This is a genomic window from Bacillus sp. FSL L8-0099 (assembly GCF_038006385.1).
Lineage (GTDB): Bacteria > Bacillota > Bacilli > Bacillales > Bacillaceae_G > Bacillus_A > Bacillus_A toyonensis.
Window position 1 is genome coordinate 626,051 of record NZ_JBBOVC010000001.1, and the last position, 24,976, is coordinate 651,026.

General features: G+C 35.1%; 17 protein-coding genes. 10 read left to right on the forward strand and 7 right to left on the reverse strand.

The window, feature by feature from the left end; translation table 11 throughout:
- Positions 1-6 precede the first annotated feature (6 nt).
- A complete protein-coding gene (locus tag MHH42_RS03180) occupies positions 7-429 on the forward strand; it encodes an NUDIX hydrolase (RefSeq protein WP_016107518.1) in 423 nt (140 codons plus the stop codon).
- Positions 430-465: 36 nt separating this feature from the next.
- Here the strand turns inward: MHH42_RS03180 and MHH42_RS03185 are convergent, their stop codons facing one another.
- The 3 genes from MHH42_RS03185 to MHH42_RS03195 all read right to left on the reverse strand — a co-directional run bounded on the left by MHH42_RS03185 (position 466) and on the right by MHH42_RS03195 (position 4,903).
- Positions 466-2,349: a vWA domain-containing protein gene (locus tag MHH42_RS03185; protein WP_001248839.1), complete on the reverse strand. Its 1,884-nt coding sequence runs from the start codon at positions 2,347-2,349 to the stop codon at positions 466-468.
- Positions 2,350-2,352: 3 nt separating this feature from the next.
- Positions 2,353-3,246: an ATP-binding protein gene (locus MHH42_RS03190; RefSeq protein WP_340892881.1), complete on the reverse strand. Its 894-nt coding sequence runs from the start codon at positions 3,244-3,246 to the stop codon at positions 2,353-2,355.
- Positions 3,247-3,373: 127 nt separating this feature from the next.
- The gene (locus MHH42_RS03195) at positions 3,374-4,903 is read right to left on the reverse strand and encodes a cardiolipin synthase (protein WP_340892882.1); all 1,530 of its coding nucleotides are present in this window, start codon (positions 4,901-4,903) and stop codon (positions 3,374-3,376) included.
- 335 nt (positions 4,904-5,238) lie between these two features.
- On the opposite strand from MHH42_RS03195, the gene MHH42_RS03200 reads away from it, so the two are divergent.
- The 3 genes from MHH42_RS03200 (at position 5,239) to MHH42_RS03210 (ending at position 7,883) form a co-directional block, all read left to right on the forward strand.
- The gene (locus MHH42_RS03200; RefSeq protein ID WP_000274355.1) at positions 5,239-5,385 is read left to right on the forward strand and encodes a hypothetical protein; all 147 of its coding nucleotides are present in this window, start codon (positions 5,239-5,241) and stop codon (positions 5,383-5,385) included.
- The gene (locus tag MHH42_RS03205) at positions 5,385-5,702 is read left to right on the forward strand and encodes a hypothetical protein (protein WP_016107521.1); all 318 of its coding nucleotides are present in this window, start codon (positions 5,385-5,387) and stop codon (positions 5,700-5,702) included. The genes MHH42_RS03200 and MHH42_RS03205 overlap by 1 nt, the downstream gene beginning before the upstream one ends.
- Positions 5,703-6,179: 477 nt before the next feature.
- Positions 6,180-7,883, forward strand: coding sequence for a putative bifunctional diguanylate cyclase/phosphodiesterase (locus tag MHH42_RS03210; RefSeq protein WP_016107522.1), 1,704 nt, complete (start codon positions 6,180-6,182; stop codon positions 7,881-7,883).
- A 31-nt stretch (positions 7,884-7,914) separates the two neighbouring features.
- Here the strand turns inward: MHH42_RS03210 and MHH42_RS03215 are convergent, their stop codons facing one another.
- The gene (locus MHH42_RS03215) at positions 7,915-9,312 is read right to left on the reverse strand and encodes an amino acid permease (protein ID WP_000448439.1); all 1,398 of its coding nucleotides are present in this window, start codon (positions 9,310-9,312) and stop codon (positions 7,915-7,917) included.
- Positions 9,313-9,762: 450 nt separating this feature from the next.
- Here MHH42_RS03215 and treR point away from each other — a divergent pair, with 450 nt between their 5' ends.
- The 3 genes from treR to treC all read left to right on the forward strand — a co-directional run bounded on the left by treR (position 9,763) and on the right by treC (position 13,715).
- Positions 9,763-10,473 (forward strand): trehalose operon repressor, encoded by a 711-nt coding sequence (treR, locus tag MHH42_RS03220; protein ID WP_000987224.1) that lies wholly within the window; start codon positions 9,763-9,765, stop codon positions 10,471-10,473.
- 139 nt (positions 10,474-10,612) lie between these two features.
- Positions 10,613-12,040 (forward strand): PTS system trehalose-specific EIIBC component, encoded by a 1,428-nt coding sequence (gene treP / locus MHH42_RS03225; RefSeq protein ID WP_340892885.1) that lies wholly within the window; start codon positions 10,613-10,615, stop codon positions 12,038-12,040.
- A 13-nt stretch (positions 12,041-12,053) separates the two neighbouring features.
- Positions 12,054-13,715: an alpha,alpha-phosphotrehalase gene (gene treC, locus MHH42_RS03230; RefSeq protein WP_340892886.1), complete on the forward strand. Its 1,662-nt coding sequence runs from the start codon at positions 12,054-12,056 to the stop codon at positions 13,713-13,715.
- Between the two features lie 31 nt (positions 13,716-13,746).
- On the opposite strand, the gene gerKC is transcribed toward treC, so the two are convergent.
- The 3 genes from gerKC to gerKA are packed head-to-tail and all read right to left on the reverse strand — an operon-like array spanning position 13,747 to position 17,441.
- On the reverse strand, positions 13,747-14,871 hold the full coding sequence (gene gerKC / locus MHH42_RS03235; RefSeq protein WP_016107524.1) for a spore germination protein GerKC: 1,125 nt from the start codon (positions 14,869-14,871) through the stop codon (positions 13,747-13,749).
- Positions 14,852-15,958 (reverse strand): GerAB/ArcD/ProY family transporter, encoded by a 1,107-nt coding sequence (locus tag MHH42_RS03240; protein ID WP_340892888.1) that lies wholly within the window; start codon positions 15,956-15,958, stop codon positions 14,852-14,854. Before MHH42_RS03240 ends, gerKC begins: the two co-directional genes overlap by 20 nt.
- Entirely contained in the window at positions 15,939-17,441 is a 1,503-nt protein-coding gene (gerKA, locus tag MHH42_RS03245) for a spore germination protein GerKA (RefSeq protein ID WP_016107526.1), read from the reverse strand. Before gerKA ends, MHH42_RS03240 begins: the two co-directional genes overlap by 20 nt.
- A gap of 407 nt (positions 17,442-17,848) precedes the next feature.
- Between gerKA and MHH42_RS03250 the strand changes: the two genes are divergently transcribed.
- From MHH42_RS03250 to MHH42_RS03260, 3 genes are all read left to right on the forward strand, one after another.
- Positions 17,849-19,672, forward strand: coding sequence for a GAF domain-containing sensor histidine kinase (locus tag MHH42_RS03250; protein WP_000655902.1), 1,824 nt, complete (start codon positions 17,849-17,851; stop codon positions 19,670-19,672).
- Between the two features lies 1 nt (position 19,673).
- A complete protein-coding gene (locus MHH42_RS03255; protein ID WP_000590680.1) occupies positions 19,674-20,315 on the forward strand; it encodes a response regulator in 642 nt (213 codons plus the stop codon).
- Positions 20,316-20,716: 401 nt separating this feature from the next.
- Positions 20,717-24,958 carry a S8 family serine peptidase gene (locus tag MHH42_RS03260; protein ID WP_016107528.1) on the forward strand — a complete coding sequence of 1,414 codons (4,242 nt, stop codon included), beginning with the start codon at positions 20,717-20,719 and terminating at the stop codon, positions 24,956-24,958.
- The last annotated feature ends 18 nt before the right edge of the window (positions 24,959-24,976 follow it).

A 24,976-nucleotide genomic window follows, 5' to 3' on the forward strand; every position in this document is an offset into this window, starting at 1 on the left:
AATAACATGCAAAGAGTTGATGTCATATATGCACTAATACATGACGAAGAAACAGATAAAATATTAATGGTACATAATGTAGAACAAAACGTTTGGTCATTGCCAGGCGGGGCTGTTGAAAAGGGTGAAACGTTAGAGGAAGCTCTAGTAAGGGAAGTAAAAGAAGAGACAGGTTTAACTGCTATGGCAGGTGGACTTGTTGCAATCAATGAAAAATTCTTTGAAGAATCCGGGAATCACGCACTACTTTTTACATTTCGAGCGAAAGTACTAACGGGCGAGCTACATGCAGAAGATGAGGGAGAAATTTCTGCGATAGAGTGGGTGGAGCGAACAATTGCAAATGAACGATTCCCATTCTACGATGGAGGATTCGAGTCATTGTTAGAAGTAGCCATTCCATACAAGTTTCAACCAGAAAAAAAGTAATTGAACGAGAAAAAGGAGCCAAAAGGCTCCTTTTTTCTATTCAATCGTCTTCAGTAATAGTTTTTTCAGCAATGGTTTAATCTTCAATCGTAAATCTTCAGCATGATTTGCAACTAAGAAGTGATGATTATAAATGTTTTTCATTAATTGATAAGTCGCTTCTTTCGCTTCGCCTTCTTCGATGAAGATACCGATTACTTCCATACCACTTTTACGAGCGAGTTTCACAGCTTCATGCGTATCTAAAATTCCGTCTTGTTGATAGTCTAGGGCAGAAGGTTCACCGTCTGTGAAGACTAATAGAAATTTATGTTTTTCTGGTCTTTTCGCAAGCTTTTCAGAAACGATACGAATAATATATCCGTCGCGGTTATCTTCTTCTTCACGAAGTTGCATAATTTCTGGACCAACGTTTGGTAACGTTGAGTTTTTGTAATTTACAACCTCATGGATAACGTTCGGTTTATCTTCAGGTTTAGCACTAGAAGCATCTTCCCAAAATCCGCTAATAGCGTGCGGGATTTTTAAAGATTTCAACGCTTCATGGAATAAGACAACACTCTTCTTCGTTTCTTCCATTTTGTTATACATAGAACCAGAACAATCCACTAATAGTTGGAATGCAACGTCGAGCTCTTGCGATTCTTGTCCTTTTTTATAAAACATGCGCGGCTGCTTTTCAGTATAAATACGAAGGAATTTCTTCCGAAGTCTTCCGTAGTATTTATCACTATTTGCATTCGTTTTATTTTCAATCGTTTTTTCGATAATTTTCTTTAATTCTTTTACATCTTTATTAACGACTGATTTGATAGCTTGGTAATCTTTTTTCTCGTCAGGATTTGATTTGCGAGCTTCTTTAAATGTATGAGAGGCACCTACATTATACTTACCATATGCACCCTCGCTTTGGCTAGAAGCGTGTGAAGCTCTTGCTTCTTCTGTATCAGCACCATCAAAGTTGGATTGTGTACTTTTTTGAGAAGTACCTTGTACAGAACCAAGTGCTTGATCGCCATCTTCTGATTCACGAGCAGTATCACCCATCATGTTTGTTTTTGTTCCGCTTTCTAATTCAAAGCGTAAAAAGTTCTCGTTTTCGTTATTTTTATTTTCACGATGCCATGTGGAGAAGCTTTCATCCATTTTGTTTTTATTGTCATCGTCATCTATGAGCTGCGTATCATCATTTGCTAAATCTTCAACGCGGCAGTTCTTTTCATCTGCAATGACAGATAAATAAAGCGGAGCATGTCCGAAATAATTGTTAAGCATATCATTTTCAAGAAGCTCCTCTAAGCGGTAGCGAATTTTCTCAACGATATACATAATATCTTCCGTATTACGGGCTTGGAATGTCTCATGCAAAATTACTTCAATTTGCTCGAAATATTCATTAGTAAACATTTCATATTTATCGCTCGTTAATGAAAGGTAACATAGACAAAATAGACGATCACCGTGATAGTTACGAACGCGGTTTATTTCATTTTGTGAGCCGAAGTAATTGCGGTACATTTCTTTTCGGCGTTTAAAAATATGTTTCGTGCCAGGTCGTAAGTTTTTTACGATTTCCTCGACACGTAAATCTTCTAATAGAACAAATAATTGTGTTAAGAACTTCTTTAGGGGCGATTCTTGTAATTCAATCGCGTAAGAACGAATTAAAGCCATGTCCGAGTAATGTTTATTACCAAGTGCTTTTAAGAACACTTCGCTTTTTAATCCGATTACTGTATCTTCTTCTTTTCGATCATCCCAAAAGTGACTAATGACAACCTTTTTTTCAATTTCGTCGTAGTATGCTTTATAGCCATATTCAAGATAGGCATCGTCTTCTTTTAGAAGGGCATACATTAAGTTTTCCATTTGTAGAAACAGCGACGCATCAATTTTTTTGTCACTAAAAATTTGTCTCATGAATTATCCCTCAAAGAAATAACTTTCTGCTAATTCACGGACAGTCATTTGTTCTGTTTCATCATTTAATTTCGCAATAATGCTTCGCTCAATAGCGCGCATAACAGGAATATATACACCTAAATCGCATGCGTCGATAATACCACGAATACTTGCTGCTTCTTCACTTACACGCCCATCACGAGCTAAAGGCATAAGGTCGCTTGCAAATGCAACGAACTTTTCAATTGTTGCAACATCATTTAATTTTGATTCAGATAGTAATAGTTCTTTTAATGTGTCACCTTGAATATAAGGAACTTCAATAATAACAAAACGGTTTTTTAATGCTTCGTTTAGTTCACTTGTCCCAACATAACCTTCGTTAATCGCAGCAATTACGCGATATTCGTTATCACCGTATACAACTTCTTGTGTAAATGGGTTTGTAATCATTTTACGGTAATCTAGTGCACCGTGAAGAAGTGGTAACGTTTCAGGTTTTGCCATATTGATTTCATCAATATATAGGAAGTGACCGTTTTTCATTGCTTTCATAAGAGGACCGTTAACGAACGTAACTTCAGATGCTCCGTCTTTCGTTTGTAATGTGTTGTATCCTAAAATACCTTCCACATCTAAATCGACAGAACAGTTAATGCTATGCATTGGTTTTTGGAATAAAGAAGAAAGAGTTTCCGCTAGTACTGTTTTACCACTACCAGTTGGTCCTTTTAATAGAATATTTTTGCCAAGAAGAAGTGCCGTAATAGCATCTTCGATAATGCTGTTATCAGATGCTTTATATATTTTAGTACCGATTAAATGAGCATTTTCACCAGCTTCTTGTTTATTCTTTTCATGAATTGTAGAAAGCTGCTGTTTTAAATCAGAATGTATATGAAATTGTTCTAACATGTATTTCCCACCTAACATTATTTTCATAAAGTAATACATCTTATGATAACTTGTTTTAATATGGTATGCAAAGAAAAGGAGAAGGGGGAAATATAAAAGAAAAAGCAATCAATATCACATTGATTGCTTATAGTAAAGGAGAAATCAGTCGCATAAAGGACTCTAATATTCTTTTTTTGATACTTCTTTTTTGGAATGAGTTCCATTTAATTTCAGTAGAGTGTTTAAAGTCTTCTTCAAAATCGCGTTTAATATCATGAACGGTTTCTGATTCATAGAGTACGCTAATAATTTCATAATTTAATTCAAAGCTACGTACATCCATATTTGCTGTTCCGATTGTTGCAATTTTATCGTCAACGAGTACAATCTTTGCGTGCATAAATCCATCTTTATAACTGTAAATAGAAGCACCGGCTTTTAAAAGTGGAGTGAAATAAGATTGAGATGCTTGATCGCTAATAATACTATCACTCTTACCAGGATATAAAATGCGTACATCTATGCCAGATATTGCACTTAAGCGTAATAATGTTAAAGTTTCTTGATCCGGAATAAAGTATGGTGTAGCGATCCAAATAGATTTTTTGGCTGAGCCCATAACAGCTAGTAATGTATTACGAATGCTTTTATCATCTGAGCTTGGTCCACTTGCTACAATTTGCACCGCACCTGTTGCATCCAGAATTTCTTTTCCTGGGAAGTATTGTCTATTCATAAATTGATCCCAAGAATAAGTATTCAATCCACTAGACGCATAAAGCCAATCTTCTAGAAAGATGGCTTGTAATTTATACAATGCTTTTCCTTCTATCTTTAAATGACTATCACGCCAAACAGGGAATTTTTTTGAGCGACCAAGATATTCATCACCTACGTTAAGCCCTCCGGTAAAACCAATTTCTCCATCTACAATGACGATTTTACGATGATTACGATAATTAACTGTCTCCAGTAACCAAGCTGAAAAAATAGGGTCAAATTCGACAATTTCAATTCCAGCTTTTTTCATAGGTTGTAAAAATCGTCGTCTTAACGTATTACTTCCGAGTCCATCATAAAGGAAGCGTACAATAACACCCTCGTTTGCCTTTTGTATTAAAGTATCTCGTACTTTTGTACCAATCTCATCAGATTTATAAATATAGTATTGAATATGTATGTGATGTTTTGCATTCTCGATTGCTTGCAAAATTTCTGAAAAGGTTTGATCGCCGTTTGTTAAAAGTTTTGTCGTCGTTCTATCTGCGGCAGGCCCGCCTCCAAATTTTTGTACGACTTTTGTTAAATGTATGGAACGTTCATGTAATGGGACTGTGAGTGATAATTCTAGTCGTCTTCCTTCTAATATTTCGCGGAATAATTTTCTTTGTTCTTCTGAACGATGGAGATGTTTTTTTCTTCTCCAACGGCTACGCCCGAAAATAGAGTATAAAAGTACACCTACAATGGGAAGAAGTGCTAATACTAAAAACCAAGCTAAAGTACTTTGGGGAGATCTATTTTCTATAAAAATAACGAATGAAATTCCTACGATTGTGATGGACCATAGAGCACCGACAAACGTATATAACGAAATAACCGATGTATTTAATAGGAAAAGAACGATAGATACGATTGTAAATATTAATAATAATTGAACGATAGGTTTCTTCATTTCTATATAATTCCTCTAATCTTTCTTAAATATAGACTTCTTAAATAGAAGATATAATCTGACATCCTTATTATAAAGTGTTTTGTTTTTTTTACAAAATATAGACATTTGTCCTATACTTTCCGCATTTGTCCTACATACAGTATATTGTTACGTTGTTATCCCGCTATTTGCTGGGTAGTAAAAATCCCATCTCAAAATTCGACGAGTGCAAGGAAGTTAGGCGGGAAATGATTGTCCATAAATGCCCGATTGATTTGGGCTAATAATCAGTGGGGAGGGACAAAGCCCGCGCCGATTAAAATTTCACTTTATATAGCAAAAGGATGAATAAAATGTATGGTCGTCCAATTGGAGGATTTGGTCATGGCGGATATGGTTATCCATATTACTCGAATTATGCTTATTATCCAGATTACCAACAAGATCCGTATTATTCATACAATATTAAAGTGAGGAAATTGAAAGGGAGAGGTGAATAATGAATTATATAGAAAATAACGGAGTGTATTATCGCAATCATCATGGAGGACACCATCATAATGGCGGACATAATCATCATGGAGGACACAACCATTATGATCATCACCATCATCATCACGGTGGTGGATGGGGCTGGGGTGGAGGCGGCTCATGGGGCGGCGGATTTTTCCCAGGAAGTTTTGCGGGAGGTATGTTAGGTGGGCTTACAGCAGGTGCATTAACGGGTGCAGCAAGTGGAGGTTATTATCCAGCACCGTACCCAGTAACATATCCAGCCCCATACCCAGGTTATCAGCAAATACCATATCAGTATTAAACAAAAAAGAGGTTATCCTCTTTTTTGTTTAATACTATATTTATTTATGAAATACTTCCAAAATAAAGGTAAAAATATGTTAATATTTTATTATTGTAATTCAAAAACATATATACCAATTTAAACTTTTATATTATTATTCGTGAATAGTTATATAGTATGTTCTAATGTCTATTTTGCTATTAAAAAGCATAGAGGTTAGACGCGAGTGGAATGAGTAGGAAACAAGGGTTGCATAGAGCAAGTTAAAGGAATGCGGTATAATAAGGCAAGCTAATTAGGGAGATGAGAAGCTACTAATTATAATTGGAACGGTATTATATTGCTTTTTTTTACAAATAATATTATGTTATTTTAATCGGCATAATTCAAAATGTGATGTATGTAAAGGGTTATTATTAGAAAATGAAATATCTCTATTTCTATGAAAAGAAACAAGTTGTGTTTTAGTTAGATAGGAAGCAAGGAGAGATGAGCATGCTAGAACAAAGAGGTCATGCATTATATGACTCTTCATTGCGAGATTTAAAGTTAGCATTAGATGAGTCTTCAATTGTTGCAATTACAGACCGAAAAGGTCTTATTACATATGTAAATGATAAGTTTTGTGAAATCTCCAAATATACAAGAGAAGAGTTAATAGGAAAAGATCATCGTATTTTAAATTCAGGATATCATCCGAAAACTTTTTTTCAAAACTTATGGAAGCGTATTTTGAATGGGAAAGTATGGAGAGGTGAAATCCAAAATCAAGCAAAAGATGGTACATATTATTGGGTTAAAACCACAATTGTTCCATTTTTAAACGAAAAAGGAGAGCCGTATCAATTTATCGCGATTCGAAATGATATTAGTAGTAGAAAAGAAGCAGAACAGAGATTACGATTGAGTGAAAGCCGTTATAGGGAACTTGCATATCATGATGCTTTAACGAGTTTACCGAACCGATTACAGCTAATAACGACTGTTAATGAGCTGATTGCAGGGAAAAAGGAATTTGGCATAATATACTTTGACTTAGATCGTTTTAAATTAGTAAATGATACGTTAGGTCATATGATAGGAGATTTACTTTTAAGCGAAGTTGCTTCACGGTTGCATTATGTGTTAGGAGAGAAAGATGTTCTGGCTAGGCTAGGTGGCGACGAATTTGTGCTGTTAACAAATGAACATACACAAGATGAGATGCGGCAGTTAGCGACATCGGTATTGTCATGTTTTCAGGCACCATTTATGCTTGAAGGTCATGAAGTATACATTTCAGCTAGTCTAGGACTTTGTTCATATCCACAAGATGGACAAGACGTGGAAACACTATTGAAAAATTCGGATTTAGCTATGTATAGTGCGAAAGAACAGGGAAGAAATGCGGCGTGTTTCTTTACAGATGAGTTACGTGCAAAAATAAATCGTAGAATGAAAATCGAGTTTGCTTTGCAAAAGGCAATTCGTGATGAAGAATTAGATGTAGTATTACAACCTATCATTGATTTGAAAACGAAGAAATATACTGGCATTGAGGCTTTAGTGCGCTGTATGACAGAAGAAGGGCCTATTTCACCAAGCGAATTTATTCCAGTAGCTGAAGAATCTGGACTTATTATAAAATTAGGAGATTGGGTATTAGAAAAATCGTGTCGCCTGTTTAAAACATTACCGGATTACCAAGAAGGATTAAGGTTATCTGTGAATTTATCCATACAACAATTAATGCAGAAGCGTTTTATTTTGTCTGTACGTAGCATCTTAAGGAGAACTGGTTTTCCTCCGAATCGTTTAATTTTAGAAATAACGGAAAGTATTGCTGTTCGCCATTTTGATTATATTATCGCTACATTACAAGAATTAAGAAGTATGGGCGTATTAATTGCTTTAGACGATTTTGGAACTGGCTATTCCTCATTGTATTATTTAAAACAATTGCCACTTGATATCGTAAAAATTGATCGTAATTTTATTCGTGAATTTCATTATGATCATGCACAGCCAGAAAGAACGATTGTAAAATCTGTTATTGAAATTGCCCATAGTTTAAATTTAGCAGTAGTTGCTGAAGGGGTAGAAACGGTAGAACAAGAAAGTTTATTACAATCCATGGGCTGTGACTATGTACAAGGATTTTATTATGCAAAACCTTTATCCGTAGGAGAGTTAAAAGAAAAGTTAATTACGGATTTTTAATAGAAAAGAGAAGCTAAAAGCTTCTCTTTTTTTAATTCGTTTTTTGTGAGTTTTTCATTAATACGGGGTAAAGAATAAGACCTAATATAAACAATCCAATTCCTAAGAAGAACGTTTTTAAATCAGCAGTTCCCGTTTTGATAACCCAAATAGAGTATACAAATGCTAATGTAGTAATAACCCCGTCTTTTATTCGAGATCCTGGCATTATATCATATGTTTCTCCTGTAATAACCAATTTAAATTGGTACAGAGTAGAAACAAGGTATGGAATTAAATAAGCTAATGTTGCTACAACGATAGCGAAATTATATGCTTCTGAAACAGTGCCAGAAATCGTTGAGAATAAGAAGATTTGTGTCATCACATTTGTAATAAATAATGATTTTGAAGGACTACCCTTTTTATTTGTTTTACTGAAAAACTTAGGGAAAAGTCCATTTTTGGCAGCCTGGTAAGGTACTTCTGAACTAACAACAATCCAGCCAACAGTAGATCCAAATAAAGATACAAGTGCTAGTAACGCCATTATATATGCGCCTTTATTGCCGATTGCTAAATTTAATGCGTCTACTAATGGTTTTTGAGACTCTTTTAAAGCTTCTTGCGAGAGAGCTCCCATTGTAAGTAAAGTAATTGACATGTAAATAATAAGAGCAATAATTAGGCCGAAAATTGTAGCTTTTTTTACATCACGCTGTGATTTTGCGCGGTTAGAAAGCATAACTGCTGATTCGATGCCGATAAACGCCCAAAGTGTTGCAATAGCAGCTGAATTGATTTGTCCACCTAACGAGATGGATTGTCCAGCTTCATTCATAAATGTTTGACCGTCTCCGAAATTAGAGGCGTTGAAAATGAATAATGTAATCACAATAAACATTGTAAATCCGATAATTTTTGCAATGGTAGCAAGAAGATTCATATTTCCAGCTCGATCAATATTTTGAGAAAGAATATATTGAATTCCCCATAACATAAGGCTACATACTAGAAAAGTTAACCCTTTTCCTAGTTCTAGTGAAAATCCATTTATTGAAAAGAGAATTTGCTTACTTTGTAAAACTGGAAAAAATGTTGATAAATATCCAGCAAAAGAAATAATAACAGATGCTGTTGCAGCCCAGTTCGCAGCCCAATATCCCCACGCCATACTATAACCTGCAACTTTACCTGCTTTTTTTGAAGGAAACATCGCTTGAGCGTAACTTTGTGGTCCTGCTTTTAATTCTGGTTTTCGAATTGCTAAATTTCCAAATACGAGTGCAATCATAAATACGCCAAGTCCTGTAATACTCCATGCGAGTGTAGAACCCATTGGACCTGATACTTGTGCTAAATTTGCTGGGAGCATAAATACGCCACCGCCAACCATATTCCCGATAACAAAAGCTGTTAAAACCCATAATCCCCATTTTTTCGTTTCCATTTTTGTTAACTCCTTTGTAGTAAGATTTGCTTAAACATCATTTTTTACTAGCTTTTTGGCAATAAAAAAAGAGCCATGTAGATAAAAAATACCTACATGGCTCTTCGCCAAAGCGTAGGTACAACGGGAATAACCCTTGTACCTACGCGTAATTTTTCCGCTAGGTTTCAAGGGTTACGTATGATGATGATGTTTTTGTGCAAATGTAACTACAATTGTTGTATAAGTAAGCATAGTTCTTTGCTCCCTTTCTCCTCTGATTTTGAAGTTAGTATACTACATGTTTTTTTGAATGAAAAGAAAAATATAAAAATTTTTATAAAAATACGTTTTAGAGATTAAATATTTACCTATATTTTTCTTGGACTGGAAAATAAGTGAGAGATTGGCAGAAGAGTGTAGCATGGTATAATACATATAGAATTAGAAGGTGACAAGGGGCTATTGTAGATGATGAGTAAGTATGAGCAAATTTATATAGAAATCAGTAAGTCTATTGATAATAAGCAATTAAAAGAGGGATGCAAAATCCCATCAGAAACAGAATTAATGAAGCAGTATGAGGCAAGCCGAGGTACTGTAAGAAAAGCAGTAGATTTATTGCAAGAGCGTGGATATGTGCAAAAAATTCATGGAAAAGGTGTTTTTGTATTAAAGCGAAAAAATATTGAGTTTAACTTCGGTGGCATTGTAAGTTTTCAAGAAGAAAATGAGCGTCTAGGACGTCATTGTATTACAGAAGTCGTGGAAATGGAGAAAGAAGAAGCGACAAAAGAGGTTGCAAAATTATTAAATGTGAAAGAAAAAACAGAAATAGATCATATTAAACGTGTACGAAATATTGATGGAGAAAAAGTAATTTTAGATATAAATCATTTTGTATCTGAGTTTATTCCAGGATTAACGAGAGAAATTGCAACGGCATCAATTTATAAATACATTGAGAAAGAATTAGGGCTACATATTAGTTATTCGCAAAGGGTAATTGAAGTGCAGCCGTGTACAGATGATGACCGAAAGTATTTAGATTTAAATGGCACAGATTATGTTGTCGTTGTGAAAAACTTTACTCATTTATATGATGGGAGTCAGTTCGAATATACGGAATCACGTCACCGCTTAGATATTTTTCACTTTTCGGATGTGGCGCGAAGAAAGTAAAGAGGTGAAACGAAATAATGTTTCATCTTTTTTTTATAAAAAAAACAGCAACTCGTATATACGAGTGTTGACTAACTTATATATACGAGTTAATATGTAAGTGTAAACGGTATCAAAAAAAGAAAAGAGGGACGGGAATATGGGGAAAGACTATCGAAAAACAGCAGAGGAAGTGTTGCAGTATATTGGTGGGAAAGACAATATTGAACAAGCTGCGCACTGTGTAACGAGGCTCCGTATCGCTTTAAAAGATGAAAGTAAAATAGATAATGATAAATTACAGTCTGTTTCATTAGTAAAGGGAGCGTTTCATAATGCTGGGATATTTCAAATTGTAATTGGTCCAGGGGATGTAGATCGTGTTTACGCTGAATTGATAACGCTTGCAGGTATGAAGGAAGCGACAGTGGCTGACGTGAAAGATTCTGGAAATCAAAAGTTAAATCCAGCTCAAAAGTTTGTAAAAGTATTTTCAGATGTATTTATGCCGATATTACCAGCAATCGTAACAGCTGGTTTACTAATGGGGATTAACAATTTATTAGGGGCAAAGGACTTATTTTTTGATGGTAAAAATTTATTAGATGTTTATCCGAATTTAGGTGGGCTTTGGGATTTAATTAATATGATGGCCAATACAGCATTCGTATTCTTACCAGCACTTGTCGGTTGGTCAGCAACGAAGCGTTTTGGTGGTAGTCCAATACTAGGTATTGTTATGGGCTTAATGCTTGTGCATCCGGCCTTATTAAACGCCTGGGATTATGGAAAAGCAGCGACTGGCTTAGAGGGTCAAAAGATTGAGTACTTCAATATTTTAGGATTGTTCCAAATTGAAAAGGTAGGATATCAAGGTCAAATTTTACCGGTGTTAGTAGCAGCATTTGTATTGAGTAAAGTAGAGATTTTCTTAAAGAAACATGTACCAAATGCAATTCAATTATTAGTCGTACCAATTACAACAATCGTTGTAACAGGTGTATTAGCATTAGGAATTATCGGTCCAGTTACACGTCATGTCGGAGATTTATTAACAGCTGGATTAGTAGGCGTATATGAAACAGTACCAGTAGTTGGAGCAGTATTATTTGGAGCATTATATGCACCGCTTGTAATTACAGGTATGCATCATATGTTTATTGCAATTGATCTACAATTAATTGCACAACACGGCGGTACATTTATTTGGCCGATGATCGCTCTTTCTAACATTGCGCAAGGTAGTGCGGCACTTGCAATGTTCTGGATTTCTAAAAATCAAAATGATAAAAGTATGGCATCGACATCAGCAATTTCCGCGTACTTCGGTATTACAGAGCCAGCGATGTTTGGTGTGAATTTACGAAATAAGTTTCCGTTTTATGCAGCAATTATAGGATCTGCTGTGGCAGCGATATTCATTACATTAAATGGTGTATTAGCACCTGCTATCGGAATTGGCGGATTGCCAGCATTTATTTCGATCATTCCGAAATCGATTCCAATGTTTATTGTAGGAATGATTATTGCAGTTGTAATCCCATTTACGTTAACATGGTTATTTGCGAAAAGAGTTAAACAGAAGTAGGAGGAAGTTAAACATGAAGGATTGGCATAAAAGTGTAGTCTATCAAATTTATCCGAAGAGCTTTAATAGTTATTACAATAAAGAAACCGGTGATATAAAAGGAGTTACAGAGAAACTAGATTATTTAAAAGAACTCGGAGTGGATTATATTTGGTTAACACCGATATACCAATCACCACAAAATGATAATGGGTACGATGTAAGTGATTATTATAGCATTGATCCATCTTACGGAACGATGGAAGAGTTTAAAGAGCTTCTAGAAAAGGCGAAAGAACGTAACATTGAAATTATGCTTGATATCGTTGTAAACCATAGTTCGACGGAGCATAAGTGGTTTAAAGAAGCGAAAGAAGATAAAAATAGTCCATATCGCAATTATTACATTTGGCGTGATGAAAAAAATAATTGGCAGTCTAAGTTTGGTGGATCGGCTTGGAAGTACGATGAAAAGACAGAGCAATATTTTTTACATCTATTTGATGAGACACAAGCAGATTTAAATTGGGAAAATGAAAAGCTTCGTGAAGAAGTGTATGATATGATGCGCTTTTGGCTTGATAAAGGGGTAACTGGATTCCGCCTTGATGTTATTAACTTAATTTCAAAAGACCAACGTTTCTTAAGCGATGACGGAAGTACTGCGACAAGTGATGGACGTAAATATTATACGGATGGTCCGCGTGTTCATGAATATTTACAAGAGATGAATCGAAATGTATTTGAAGGGAAAGAGGTAATTACAGTTGGAGAAATGTCATCGACGACAATTGATAATTGTATTAAATACTCAAACCCCGAGCGCAATGAACTGAGTATGACGTTTAGTTTCCATCATTTGAAAGTAGATTATCCGAATGGTGATAAGTGGACGAAAGCTGATTTTGATTTTATTAAATTAAAAGAAATTATGTCTAACTGGCAAATTGAAATGCAAAAGGGCGGGGGATGGAATGCATTATTCTGGTGTAACCATGACCAGCCTCGCATCGTGTCACGCTTCGGGGATGATGGGAAGTACCGAAATGAATCTGCGAAAATGTTAGCGACAGCTATGCACATGCTGCAAGGAACGCCTTACATTTATCAAGGGGAAGAAATTGGTATGACGAATCCTAAATTCGAATCCATCGAGCAATATCGTGATGTGGAATCGTTAAATATATATGATATAAAGCAGGAAGAAGGCTTATTAAAAGAAGAGATTATAGGGATTTTAAAACAAAAATCTCGTGACAATTCTCGTACTCCGATGCAGTGGAATGAAGAGGTAAATAGTGGTTTTACAACAAGTACCCCTTGGATTTCAGTAGCTGAAACCTTTAAAGAAATAAACGTAGAAAAAGCATTACAAGATAAGGAGTCTGTATTTTATCATTATAAAAAGTTAATTGAACTTAGAAAAACTTACGATGTTATTACAGAAGGAGAATATGCTATTTTAGATGAAAATCACCCTAAGATTTGGGCATATACACGTACTGTAAATAATGAAGTATTACTTATTATTAATAACTTCTATGGAGAAGAAATAACGTATTCTGTACCAGCCCATGTTCAATTAGATGGAATGAAACAAGAAGTACTACTGTCGAATTATAAAGATTCCAGCAAGGATATTACAAAAATTAACTTAAGACCATATGAATCAATTATATATCGATATACGAAATAAAAGGTTGTATGCCCACGCGGCATACAACCTTTTATTTTAAGACACCACTATACAAAATATTTACGTCTACTTCTGGTTTGAATTTTACTTTTGCATAATCTTTATTCCAATTTTTTTTCTTCCATAATTCAGGATGATATGCGATAAGATGTCTTCCGATACCGAAAGCATCACAATTTGCTTTTTGTAGTTTGTTTGTTATTTTTTTCGCTTCTTTCGTAAGTTGTTTCGATAAGTCTTTATTTAGTTTTTTTCGTTCTCCCATTTTATAAATATTATCTCTTGGAGCCTCAAGGGCTATAACTTTTAGTTGAAGCTTAATGTGAGCATATACATTTCCTTTTTTATCTGTTGTTATTTTTAAGTCTCGCTTTAACTTTCGATTACTAACTTCCATTGTTAAATAATCAGATGTCTTCTCTGATTCATCGCTAGTAAGTTTTTGGGTTATACGGGCACTAGTTCCCATTTTTCCGGTTAATAATACGAATAAAACAGATTGTTTCAAAGGTAAATGCCCAGTTAATTTATCATTGTTAAATAAAGCTAACCCGTTTGTAATTACTTCTTTTCCTTTTATTTTTATAGAAGGGAGGGTAAAGTCTTTACCGGGATCTAACATTTTTGTAGCAGCTGTTTCTAAAGTTTCTTTTGGAAATACACTCATATCTTCTAAGCTTTTCACTTTTTTCTTTAGAAAATCTCCAATTAGTAAATTTCCTACCTTCTTTTTTTCTAGTATCTCGGATGTTTCACCATCTACTGCAATAAGTTTTACTAAAGCAGTTGGGTTTGTTGGGTCCCGAAAGCTGACATCTAAATAGGGGAGTATACCTTTTTTTAGAATTTTGGTTCCTAGTAATTGAACACCATATTTAAAATAGCGAATATTCCCAGTCACATTTTTTTTTAGGGCGTCGCTTGTATCCCTTATGTTATGCCCGTTTGCTGAATGTATTTCATTCTCGAATGAAGATTGCTCTCCGCTTGAACTTTTTACGAGTTCAAGCGTTTGCTGAAGTTTATTTTCTTCCGTAATATCATATCCAATGCTATAAGCTAATCTCGCTTCTCTTAATGGTTCTTGATCCCAACAGCCAGAAAGGAATGCACTAGTACATAATATAAAAAGTAATTTAACTCTTTTTTGGAACATACTGTTCTCCTTTCTTATTTCTTATTACTGAATAAAGTAGAAATAAAAGAGGGAGGACAACTATGAAAATATACGTGAACTTATCAGTAAAAGTTGCAATTACTTTTAATTCTTCAGGTGTATCTATAAATAGGGCTACACTAAAAGCAATAATACCAACGATTGGAACAGCCTTTTTATGATTAGCCAGATTGAAGATATGTCCAATTCCTATAGAAGCAGCACAGTAATAACTAGCAATAGAAGCTACAACAGTTATCATCCATATTGGGATGAATAGTAAATCGGTGCGGTCTATAATCCCAATATGCAGAGAACGCAATAAGTAAGCAACTGGCTCTGGAATAAGTTCAACTTGTTTTGGACTAAATACGACAAAGCAAATCCAAACAGTAAAAGTATAAAAAAGAGTTACAAATCCATTAGCGATAGAAATTGCTTTCAGTTTTGCCACAGAACTCCCGTTTACTTTTGGGAAAGCGATAAGAATAATCTCAAAACCATACATAGCTGTAATGGTTTCTTTTGATGCTTGAATAATATTCCACCATCCGGCTTCTGTAATTGGAAGAATGTAAGAAAAATCAGCTCGTGTAAGCCCTAGGGCAATTAAAAGAGCCATTGGTAAAATGAGAATAGAAGCCATGACGTAAAACCGTACGATGACTTTGAACGTATTATAAGCTATGTAACAACAAGTTATTGTAAATAGCATGAGGGTGGCATACCAAGGAGTTGCTTGTAATATCCAAACTTTAATGACATTACAAGCATTTAACATAACCGTCATACCGATAAGGGTAAAATAAAAAACATAAGCAAAACCTAATAGTTTTCCAAACTTATTCCCAAATAGCATACAAACACTTTCATACATATCTGCATCAGGAAATCGTTTTAAGAAAAGCCACATAAGTAAAATAATAAGTTGAATTGCAAGACCAGCGATGAGAGCAGAAATCCATCCGCCACCTTTCGCTATTGGGTGAAGACGGTTTGGTAGAGAAAGTATACCAACTCCGATTTGGCATTGAATAACGAAAAAGGTAAATTGAACAAGTGAAATTTTACTTTGCGTGTTTGTCACCGTTCTCATCCTCTCTCGTTACATGTTGTCGTTGCATTTTTTTCGGTTTTGAATCATGTGGTCGTTCCCAAAACGACCAAATTGGTAGTCGTACAAAAGAGTCTTTCATATCTTTTATCCGCATCGGAGCAACAGGAGAAAGATAGGGGGTATGAAATGAATGTAACTGGCATAAATGAACGAAAGTTATAATGAGACCAAATGATATTCCTACATAGCCGAATATGGCAGCAAGGAGCATTAACGGAAAACGAAGAATCCGAACTGCGGAACTCATATCATTTGATGGAACAAGAAAAGATGAGATTGCAGTTAAAGCTACAACGATAATCATTGTATAAGAAACGAGACCGGCTTTTACAATTGCATCACCAATTACTAAACCACCTACAATACCGATTGTTTGTCCAACTCGGCTTGGCAAGCGAATACCAGCTTCCCGTAATAATTCAAAGATTAATTCCATTAAGAGAGCTTCAAAAATAGGAGGAAGTGGCACTTTTTCTAATGAAGCTTTAATCGTATAAACAAGTTCGAGCGGCAACACATCAGGATGAAAAGCAACTGTTGCGATATATATAGCGGGTAAGAGAAAGGCAATCAAGAAACTGACTAAGCGAATCATTCGGATGAAAGAACCGACAATCCAGCGGTTATTATAATCATCTGGTGATTGATAGAAAGCAAATAACGTAACAGGAACGATAAGTGCAGTTGGATCTCCATCAGATAAAACAGCGACTCGTCCTTCCATTAAATTTGCTGCGACTCTATCTGGACGCTCTGTATTTAATTGTTGCGGAAAGGGTGAGAAAGACGTATCCTCTATAAATTCTTGTATATATCCTGGAGGCATAAGTGCATCTGTCTTAATCGTTTCTAACCTTCTTTTTACTTCTGTAACTAGATCGTCATTAGCTATGTTTTGCATATAAGCAATTGCCACTTTCGTATGCATTTCTTCACCGAGTGTGAAATATTTAACGACGACATGTGGACTTTTTATGAGTTTACGAATAGAAGCTAAATTGGTTGCTAAATCTTCTACTAAACCAGTATGCGGTCCACGGACAATCCCTTCATTATCAGGTTCTGTTATATCTCTCTTTAAAGATAGAGCTGTTTCGAAAATACAAAAACTGTCGACGTGTTCATGAAAATATAAAGATTTACCTTGTAATAAAAGCTGCACACTATAATTTAAATTTGTTTCTTTTTTCATATTTAATGTGGCAAAAGCTTTATCTAAAGACAGATCCGATCGAGTTAATAATGGCTCAAGAGCTAATTGATGAATTAAATTTGGGTCTGCTAAAGATTCGATATATATAATCGTTCCTTTTCCGTTTTGAAAAGGGATATCTAATTTTTTTATATCATCTGAATGACAGAGTTTATTTTCAATGTAATTAATATTTTCCGGAAGCGATGGAAACATATGCTTTTGATTTTCACTCTTTTGCTGTTCTTTTTGCTCTGTCATAATTTCCACCTCTTTTAGAATAAAGTCGCTTCTGTTAATTTTTGCTTTTTGTGAGAAATTTATGCTTGGATTATTTGAAAATAAGTAGCTTGAAAGTTATGTTACGTCATCTTTTATACTAAAGAAAATGAAAAGTAGGGGATGGAAAGAAAGTATATATTAGATTAGCGGTGTTGATATAAATCTTTTGTACTATAGGAGGGTAAACCTAGCGGCACATATAATTACATCATTCGATGAATAGGAAATTTAAGAAAATCGATTTATAATAATAGTATTGTGTCTTGCCTTTTTAGGTGCAGTACACAGCCGGTGATTGGCTAGTGGAGGTTCTTCCATTTTGCCAGTGCCGGTTTTTTATTGGATAATAGAGAAAATGAAGTTTTATAAAGAAAGAAGGGGTTGTTTTGAAGGATGTAAATTCTATTTTTATAAGAGAAAAGATTGCTAGTTCTTATCTTTATTTTATTTCTTTTCTTGGTTTGATTACTATAACTATATCTTTACTTGAAATTAAAATCCCTTCTCATTCAACAATACTAATATTGTTATTAATATTTATGGGGATTGCAGAGTATTTTCCTGTACGATTTTGGAGAGGAACGAGCTCGCTTACCTTTCCCATAATTTACGCTATGAGTTGGCAGTTTGGAATCCATATAACTATTATTGCTATTGTACTCGTAACGTTAATTATTCACCTGCATCGTCGTTCACCAATACAAAGAATGTTATTTAATAGTACTCAGCATGCGCTTAGTTTGATCTTGGCCGAATGGTTTTCAAATAAATGTATGCACTTATTAATTAACAATATAGATATGTCAGTTCTGTATGAAAATTTAATATCTTTGTTATTATTTTGCGTGTTTTTTTGTTTTTTCAACAACCGCTTTTACGATTTGTTAATGATACTCCTTCCACAGCCATATTCAATCTATCAGTGGTATAAAAAAACTGTAACGGTATTCCTTTGCGAAACTTTTGGTTTCTCTTATGCGGCCTTGATGCATGTATTAATTAGTACATATAGTGTGGAAGTAAATGAGATTACAGTACTGTTTTTCTTTTTTCCACTTGTAGCAATTTCAGTTATTAGCTCTTTTTCTGTACGGATAAGGATGGAGAAGGAACGATTATATGAGCTGTTTCTTATTACGACAGAAATTAGTCGTGGACTAACCGGAGGGAACCTGAAACATATTAAACAAGCACTTAAAGGTTTTTTTGGCATACAAGCATATGGAATATGGACAAAAGATGATGGAAACTGGAATCTTCTATTAAAAGATGGGAAAGTCCGTCTCGATATTTCTGATCATTCGGAAAAGTTTGAGGGAATCTCTAAAAATCTTGTGTTTAATGATTGGAAAACTGGTACGGCTCCTGGGGATGAAATATTTGATAGTGTCATACGCTCCCTTGTATATTTTCCTCTTATTGTAAATGATGAACTAGTCGGAATGTTTGTTGCAGGGAAAAGTAGAACTGCGGGTTTTTTCCCGGAAGATGTACAGTCTTTAGCTACGTTTTCTAATCAATTAGCTAACGTAGTTAAAACAAGGATATTGATTTCTGAACAGGAAAAAAGAATGATTTTAGAAGAAAGAAATAGAATCGCACGCGAAATTCACGATGGTATTGCGCAAACATTGGCAGGGGTGATATATCAACTAGAATCCGCGCAGAAAAAATATCGTGATAAACCAATAGATATGCAACAAATAGTAGAGAAAAGTATAAAAGATTTAAGAGGAAGCTTAGGAGAAGTTCGCTATTCTATTTATGCTTTAAAACCATATCCGACACAACAATTAGGGCTAAAGCAGGCGATAGCAAGTAAAATAAAGTCTTTAAAACAAGAATATGAACTAGATATTACATATCATGAAAGAGGTCATGCACGTGCGCTTAGCTTTTCAAAAGAAAGAGCTATTTTTGATACATTACAAGAGAGTTTGCAAAACATTGTAAAACATGCACAAGCAGACAAGACTGATGTTTTACTTAGCTATCAAAGTGAGCACGTGCTTTTAAGGGTTAAGGATAATGGGGTTGGTTTTTCACTATTTGAGTCTATGGTTAAAACGAAGAATGAGCCACATTATGGTATATTACATATGAATGAACAAGCTGAACAATTAGGGGCTACTTTACAGATTGATAGTTCTGTAGGGAAAGGGACAGAAATTACACTATTAATTCCAGATTCACAAACAAGGGGTGCGTAAAATGATTAAAATATTAGTAGTGGATGATCATGCTTTTTTACGAGACGCAATTCGGAGCATACTAGAGGATGAATCTGATATGAACGTGGTTGGAGAAGCTAGCTCTGGGGACGGAGTATTGGAAAAAGTAGAAGAATGCAGACCAGATTGTATTTTGATGGATATTAATCTTCCTGGGAAAAATGGTATTGAAGCTACAGAGTTGGTGAAAAAAAATTATCCGAATTGCCGAGTACTTGTGTTTACAATGTATGAGCATGATGAGTATTTAATGGATGCACTCCAAGCTGGTGCTGATGGGTATTTATTGAAAGATTCATCATCGGAGCAGGTAGTAGCAGCAATTCGGATGTTATATCGAGGCGATTCAGTTATTCATCCGCGTATGACTAAAAAATTAATTACATATCATCAGCAAAAAATGAAAGTAGAATCAAATGAAAATGAGCTGACGGAACGTGAAAAGGAAATTCTCTTTGAATTAGTAAAAGGACTTAGTAATAAAGAAATTGCTGAAGCTCTGTATATTAGTGATAAAACAGTTAAAATTCACATCAATAAAATTTTTAAAAAACTAAATGTGAAAAGTCGGTCGCAAGCGGTGATTTATGCTGTTCGAAATCAATTGGTTCCGTTGGATTAAATAAGAGATGTTTAAAAGAACTATCGTGTTTCTTTATTCTATATTACAAAGAATAAAGAGCAAGATAGTTCTTTTGTACTATGTAGGTATAGAATCATTAGAAAAAAGATACTCCTTTTGTTCAATTTTCAGAAAAGTCAGAACGTGAAATAATAAATATAGAATTATATTTTAATCCTATTAATAATTCATTTTGTGAAAATCTTTTATTGAAAATAAATGATGGGGGGCTTTTATAGAGAGAGTAAAGTAAGTGATTAGCTATATAGGGATGGTAGTAGTGTTGAAAATTCTTAATGATGCAAAATAAAAGTTTAAGATTAATAGAATTTTCAATGCTAAATGGGAGCTTAAGAAGCAATTTGGTTAGAAAAATAATTTTAATAGTGGGGAGATGCAATATGAAACGAGGGAAATTTGGAAAGGTTCTTATTGGAACACTAACAGTTGGAATGTTATTGTCCCAAGGAATTCCATATAACGTATTAGCTGAAGAGGTAAATACATCTAATTTAACTGGAATTGATGATGTAAATGCTATCTTGAAAGGTCTTACAAAGGAACAACGTAATGCTTTGAAAACGTTAGATACAAAACCGGGTTTTGTTATTTCACCAGGTATCAATACAGCAAGTCCTAATAATGTGAATGTGATTATAGAATTTAAGCAAGCACCTAGTAAGATTGAGGTGTTAAAACAAGCGGCTAAAGGGAAAAAGTTAGCTCTTTCAAATGCGGAACAAAAGGTAGAGGCATCCCATAAAGGATTTAAAGCAGAGCTTGAACAGCTTCAAAAGAATAAAGATAAAGGGAAGAATTTTAAATCTGCCAAAATAACAAGAGAATATAAGAGTGCTTTTAATGGTGTGGCGATTTCGTTGCCTGCGAATATGATTGAAGACTTAGTTCGCACTGGTATTGTTAAGCGCGTATGGGAAGATCATGAGGTTAAAATTGATTTACCGAAAGAAACAGCTAAGGCGGCTGTTGAACCAAAAATGGCAGATAGCGTACCACAAATTGGTGTGGACAAGCTGCATGCTGAAAAAATAACAGGTAAAGGAATTAAGGTGGGTGTACTGGACACAGGTATTGATTACAACCACCCGGATTTGAAAGATGCATATAAAGGATATCGTGCAAAACAAGGTGAAGATTCAAGTAAAATAGATCCGAACTCAATAAAAGGATGGGATTTTGTTAATAATGATGCTGATCCAATGGAGACAACGTATAAGGATTGGCAAAATTCTGGGGGATATCCTGAAATTTATGATGGAAGTGCATATTATACATCCCATGGAACTCATGTAGCTGGGACAATCGCTGCAGACAAAAAGAATAATGTTGATTACGCGGTTACGGGAGTCGCTCCAGATGTAGACTTATATTCATATCGCGTATTAGGTCCGTATGGAAGCGGACAAACAAGCGGTATTCTTGCTGCGATTGATAAAGCAGTAAAAGACGATATGGATGTTATCAATTTATCACTAGGTGCGTCTATTAATGATCCTTTATATCCTACTTCTGTGGCAGTAAACAATGCGATGTTAGCTGGTGTTGTTACAGTAGTAGCGGCAGGTAATAGTGGTCCGGAAGAAGGTACCATTGGATCACCTAGTGCAGCGGCACTTCCAATTACAGTTGGAGCCAGTGACGCTGCAATGAAGATCCCAACGTTTTCCGTCGATGCAGGTGATTTACATGTGGATAAGATGATGCTACTTGGAAAAAGCTTTACTGATAAGATTGAAGATTTGAAAGGTCAATCCGTATCAGTTGTATATGCAGGGCTCGGGAAATCAGATGATTTTACAGGAAAAGATGTAAAAGGAAAATTAGCTCTTATCCAACGCGGTGAGATTACATTTGATGAGAAAATTAAGCATGCTAAGGAAGCAGGCGCAAAGGCGGTAATCGTATATAACAATGTAGATGGTGAAATTACAAGTTATCTTGGGGAAAGTACTTCATCTATTCCATCGTTCCGCCTAACAAAAGTAGATGGTGAGAAATTACAAGCAAAAGCTGTACAAGGAGATGTGTCGTTAGCGTTTGGGGAACTAAGTAATATAAAAACAGAGGGAGATCACTTAGCTGATTTCAGCTCCCGTGGTCCTGCAACTAAGACAGATGATATTAAGCCAGATATTGTAGCACCAGGTGTGTCTATTTTCTCAACTGTTCCTGAATATATTAATGATCCAAAAGATGGAGAAAATTATCCGGTAGCGTATGGGCGTATGTCAGGTACCTCTATGGCAACTCCTCATACTGCAGGGGTAGCGGCACTCATTTTACAAGAACATCCAAACTATAGTCCATTTGAAGTAAAAGAAGCACTCATGAATACCGCAGTTGACTTAAAAGAAGAGCGTTCTGTATTTGAGGTGGGCTCAGGGCGAATTGATGCATATCGTGCAGTTCATGCAGATACATCTATCGAGGTTGTTGATAAAACATCAAACGTTGTAGGTGATGAAGAAGTAGAAATTGAAGAAAAAACAGGTTCTATTGCATTTGGGTATAAAAATCAAATTGAAAATGGGCCTATTAAAGATAGTCGAAAAGTTTTAATTAAGAACAGCAGTAAAACAGATGGGAAAGAGTTTAAATTAGAGGTGGAATTTTCACCTACAAGTGTAGGTGTGCAAGATGCAGCGAAGAATGGTGTGAAGCTAAACGTACCAGATTCTATTAAAGTAGCTCCTGGTGCATCAGAGGAAATTAGTCCTGAAATTATCATTCCAGAAAACGCTGAATTTGGTAGATATGAGGGCTATATTCATATTTCAAATAAAAACAATGAAAAAGAAGTATATCAAGTACCATTTGCAGTTAAATTCACAGAAAAAGGGATTGCGTCTGTAGATTTACTGAGAGATGCAATGGCAACAGATGCTTCTAAATTCCATCCATTTATGGAAAGACCAAGTTCGCCGTTGACATTTAAATTAAATAGTCCTCTTGAAACCATTGATGCAGTTGTGAAGGACCGAAAGACAGGGAAGGCATTAGGAGTCGTTGGTACACTTAATGCAAGTAGTCTAACACCGAATGTTGAATATATGATGTTTTCTGGTATGGGAGGGTATGTACTTCCATTCACAGGAGATCCAGCTCATCCAATTGCGGATAAACCTGTTATGTTGCCTGATGGAGATTACGAATTGAACTTCGTTGGATATGATAAAGAAGGAAAATCTTATACAAAAGGCGATAGCATTATCATTGATAATGTAATACCTGAAATGAAATTTAAGGATGTACAACCTGGTATACACGAAGTCAATGATTCTATGTTTAAAGAAGAAGACGGCCAGCGTGCATTATGGGTGCATGGTAATATTTATGATTCTACAGTAGATGCATTAAAGGCAAAAGGCTTGCAGTATGATCAAAAAGCGAACCAAATTGTATATTATCAAAACTCAGCCTTTCCATCAGGTTGGCTGAATACAATTCAAGCAAATGGTGATTTTAAATTTGGAGTACTTCCAGAGGAAATAAACGAGCCGTTAAATCTAAAATTATTTGGATATGATCTTGCAACTGCAGGGAATATGGCAACTGGATATAAAGATTACGTCTTTGTAAAGGAAGGGACAGAATACGCTGTTCCAAGTTATGACAAAGATAAAATCAAATTAGGAGAGAAAATTACGTTAACTTTGAATCTTAATAATGTAAAACAGCTTATGTCAGGTACATTTGAAATTCCTTATTACAAGCAGCTATTTAAATTTACAGATGTGAAACCAAATCCAGCACTTACGGAATATGTAAAACAACATGGACTGAACCTTAAATTAGAAGATCCGAAGATAAGTGAAGAAGGAGCTTGGGAAAACAAGGTGAAAGTTGGCGCATTATTGGAAGGAAAAGAATTTAAAGGATTAGATGGAGATACACCATTTTTAGATGTTACATTCGAGATGGCGAACGATGAATACTTTAATGATTTAACTGCATTTGGAGTAGATAAGTTCTCTTATACAAAAGCTGGTGCATCTGAAGGCATTGAGATTCCTGCGTTTAAAGATAAATCTTTTGCTATTGTTTCGAAACATTCAACGGTTACAGGATATATTGGCCCGGAAGCTTTCTTGAATGAAGAGGGGTATTTAGGTAAGAAAGACTATACAAAACTAGGAGCAAAAGTGTACGCAGTTGGCAAGGATGGAAAGAAATATACAGGAACGATTAATGAAAATGGGCAATTTGAGATTCATAGTGTTCCAGTAAGCGATAAAGAATACGATATTTTCGTAGAAATGCCAGGTCATTTAAATAGTAAACTGACAACCAAAATAGGGAAAATGCAAGACGGAGAATTAGTGGGACAAAACTTTAGAGCTGATATGGATGATAACCTTGCAGGTGATGTAAACGGCGATAAAATGGTAGATATTCAAGATGCTAGAATAGCAGCTTTATCGTATGGAAAAGGAAAAGTATCTGTAAAAGATGGAGATATAAATCAAGATGGTGTTGTAGATGAAACAGATATTCGTTTTATCGAGAAAAACTTCTTGAAAAAGGGTCCAGATGCTAAAGAAAATCAGAAACCGAAAGAAAATGTAGGGCCAGTGACGTTAGAGAAAATCTTACGCTCGATTGGTTTAGAGCCAAAAAAATAAGGGGATATACTTCTAAGG

What these genes read in the sequence shown, in the direction of transcription:
- gerKC (WP_016107524.1), bottom strand. Translation starts at nt 14,871, where the DNA reads ATGTTCCAAAAAAGAGTTAAATTACTTTTTATATTATGTACTAGTGCA.
- treP (WP_340892885.1), top strand. Translation starts at nt 10,613, where the DNA reads ATGGGGAAAGACTATCGAAAAACAGCAGAGGAAGTGTTGCAGTATATT.
- MHH42_RS03200 (WP_000274355.1), top strand. Translation starts at nt 5,239, where the DNA reads ATGTATGGTCGTCCAATTGGAGGATTTGGTCATGGCGGATATGGTTAT.
- MHH42_RS03195 (WP_340892882.1), bottom strand. Translation starts at nt 4,903, where the DNA reads ATGAAGAAACCTATCGTTCAATTATTATTAATATTTACAATCGTATCT.
- MHH42_RS03180 (WP_016107518.1), top strand. Translation starts at nt 7, where the DNA reads ATGCAAAGAGTTGATGTCATATATGCACTAATACATGACGAAGAAACA.
- MHH42_RS03215 (WP_000448439.1), bottom strand. Translation starts at nt 9,312, where the DNA reads ATGGAAACGAAAAAATGGGGATTATGGGTTTTAACAGCTTTTGTTATC.
- MHH42_RS03210 (WP_016107522.1), top strand. Translation starts at nt 6,180, where the DNA reads ATGCTAGAACAAAGAGGTCATGCATTATATGACTCTTCATTGCGAGAT.
- MHH42_RS03190 (WP_340892881.1), bottom strand. Translation starts at nt 3,246, where the DNA reads ATGTTAGAACAATTTCATATACATTCTGATTTAAAACAGCAGCTTTCT.
- treR (WP_000987224.1), top strand. Translation starts at nt 9,763, where the DNA reads ATGATGAGTAAGTATGAGCAAATTTATATAGAAATCAGTAAGTCTATT.
- treC (WP_340892886.1), top strand. Translation starts at nt 12,054, where the DNA reads ATGAAGGATTGGCATAAAAGTGTAGTCTATCAAATTTATCCGAAGAGC.
- MHH42_RS03205 (WP_016107521.1), top strand. Translation starts at nt 5,385, where the DNA reads ATGAATTATATAGAAAATAACGGAGTGTATTATCGCAATCATCATGGA.
- MHH42_RS03260 (WP_016107528.1), top strand. Translation starts at nt 20,717, where the DNA reads ATGAAACGAGGGAAATTTGGAAAGGTTCTTATTGGAACACTAACAGTT.
- MHH42_RS03185 (WP_001248839.1), bottom strand. Translation starts at nt 2,349, where the DNA reads ATGAGACAAATTTTTAGTGACAAAAAAATTGATGCGTCGCTGTTTCTA.
- MHH42_RS03255 (WP_000590680.1), top strand. Translation starts at nt 19,674, where the DNA reads ATGATTAAAATATTAGTAGTGGATGATCATGCTTTTTTACGAGACGCA.
- gerKA (WP_016107526.1), bottom strand. Translation starts at nt 17,441, where the DNA reads ATGACAGAGCAAAAAGAACAGCAAAAGAGTGAAAATCAAAAGCATATG.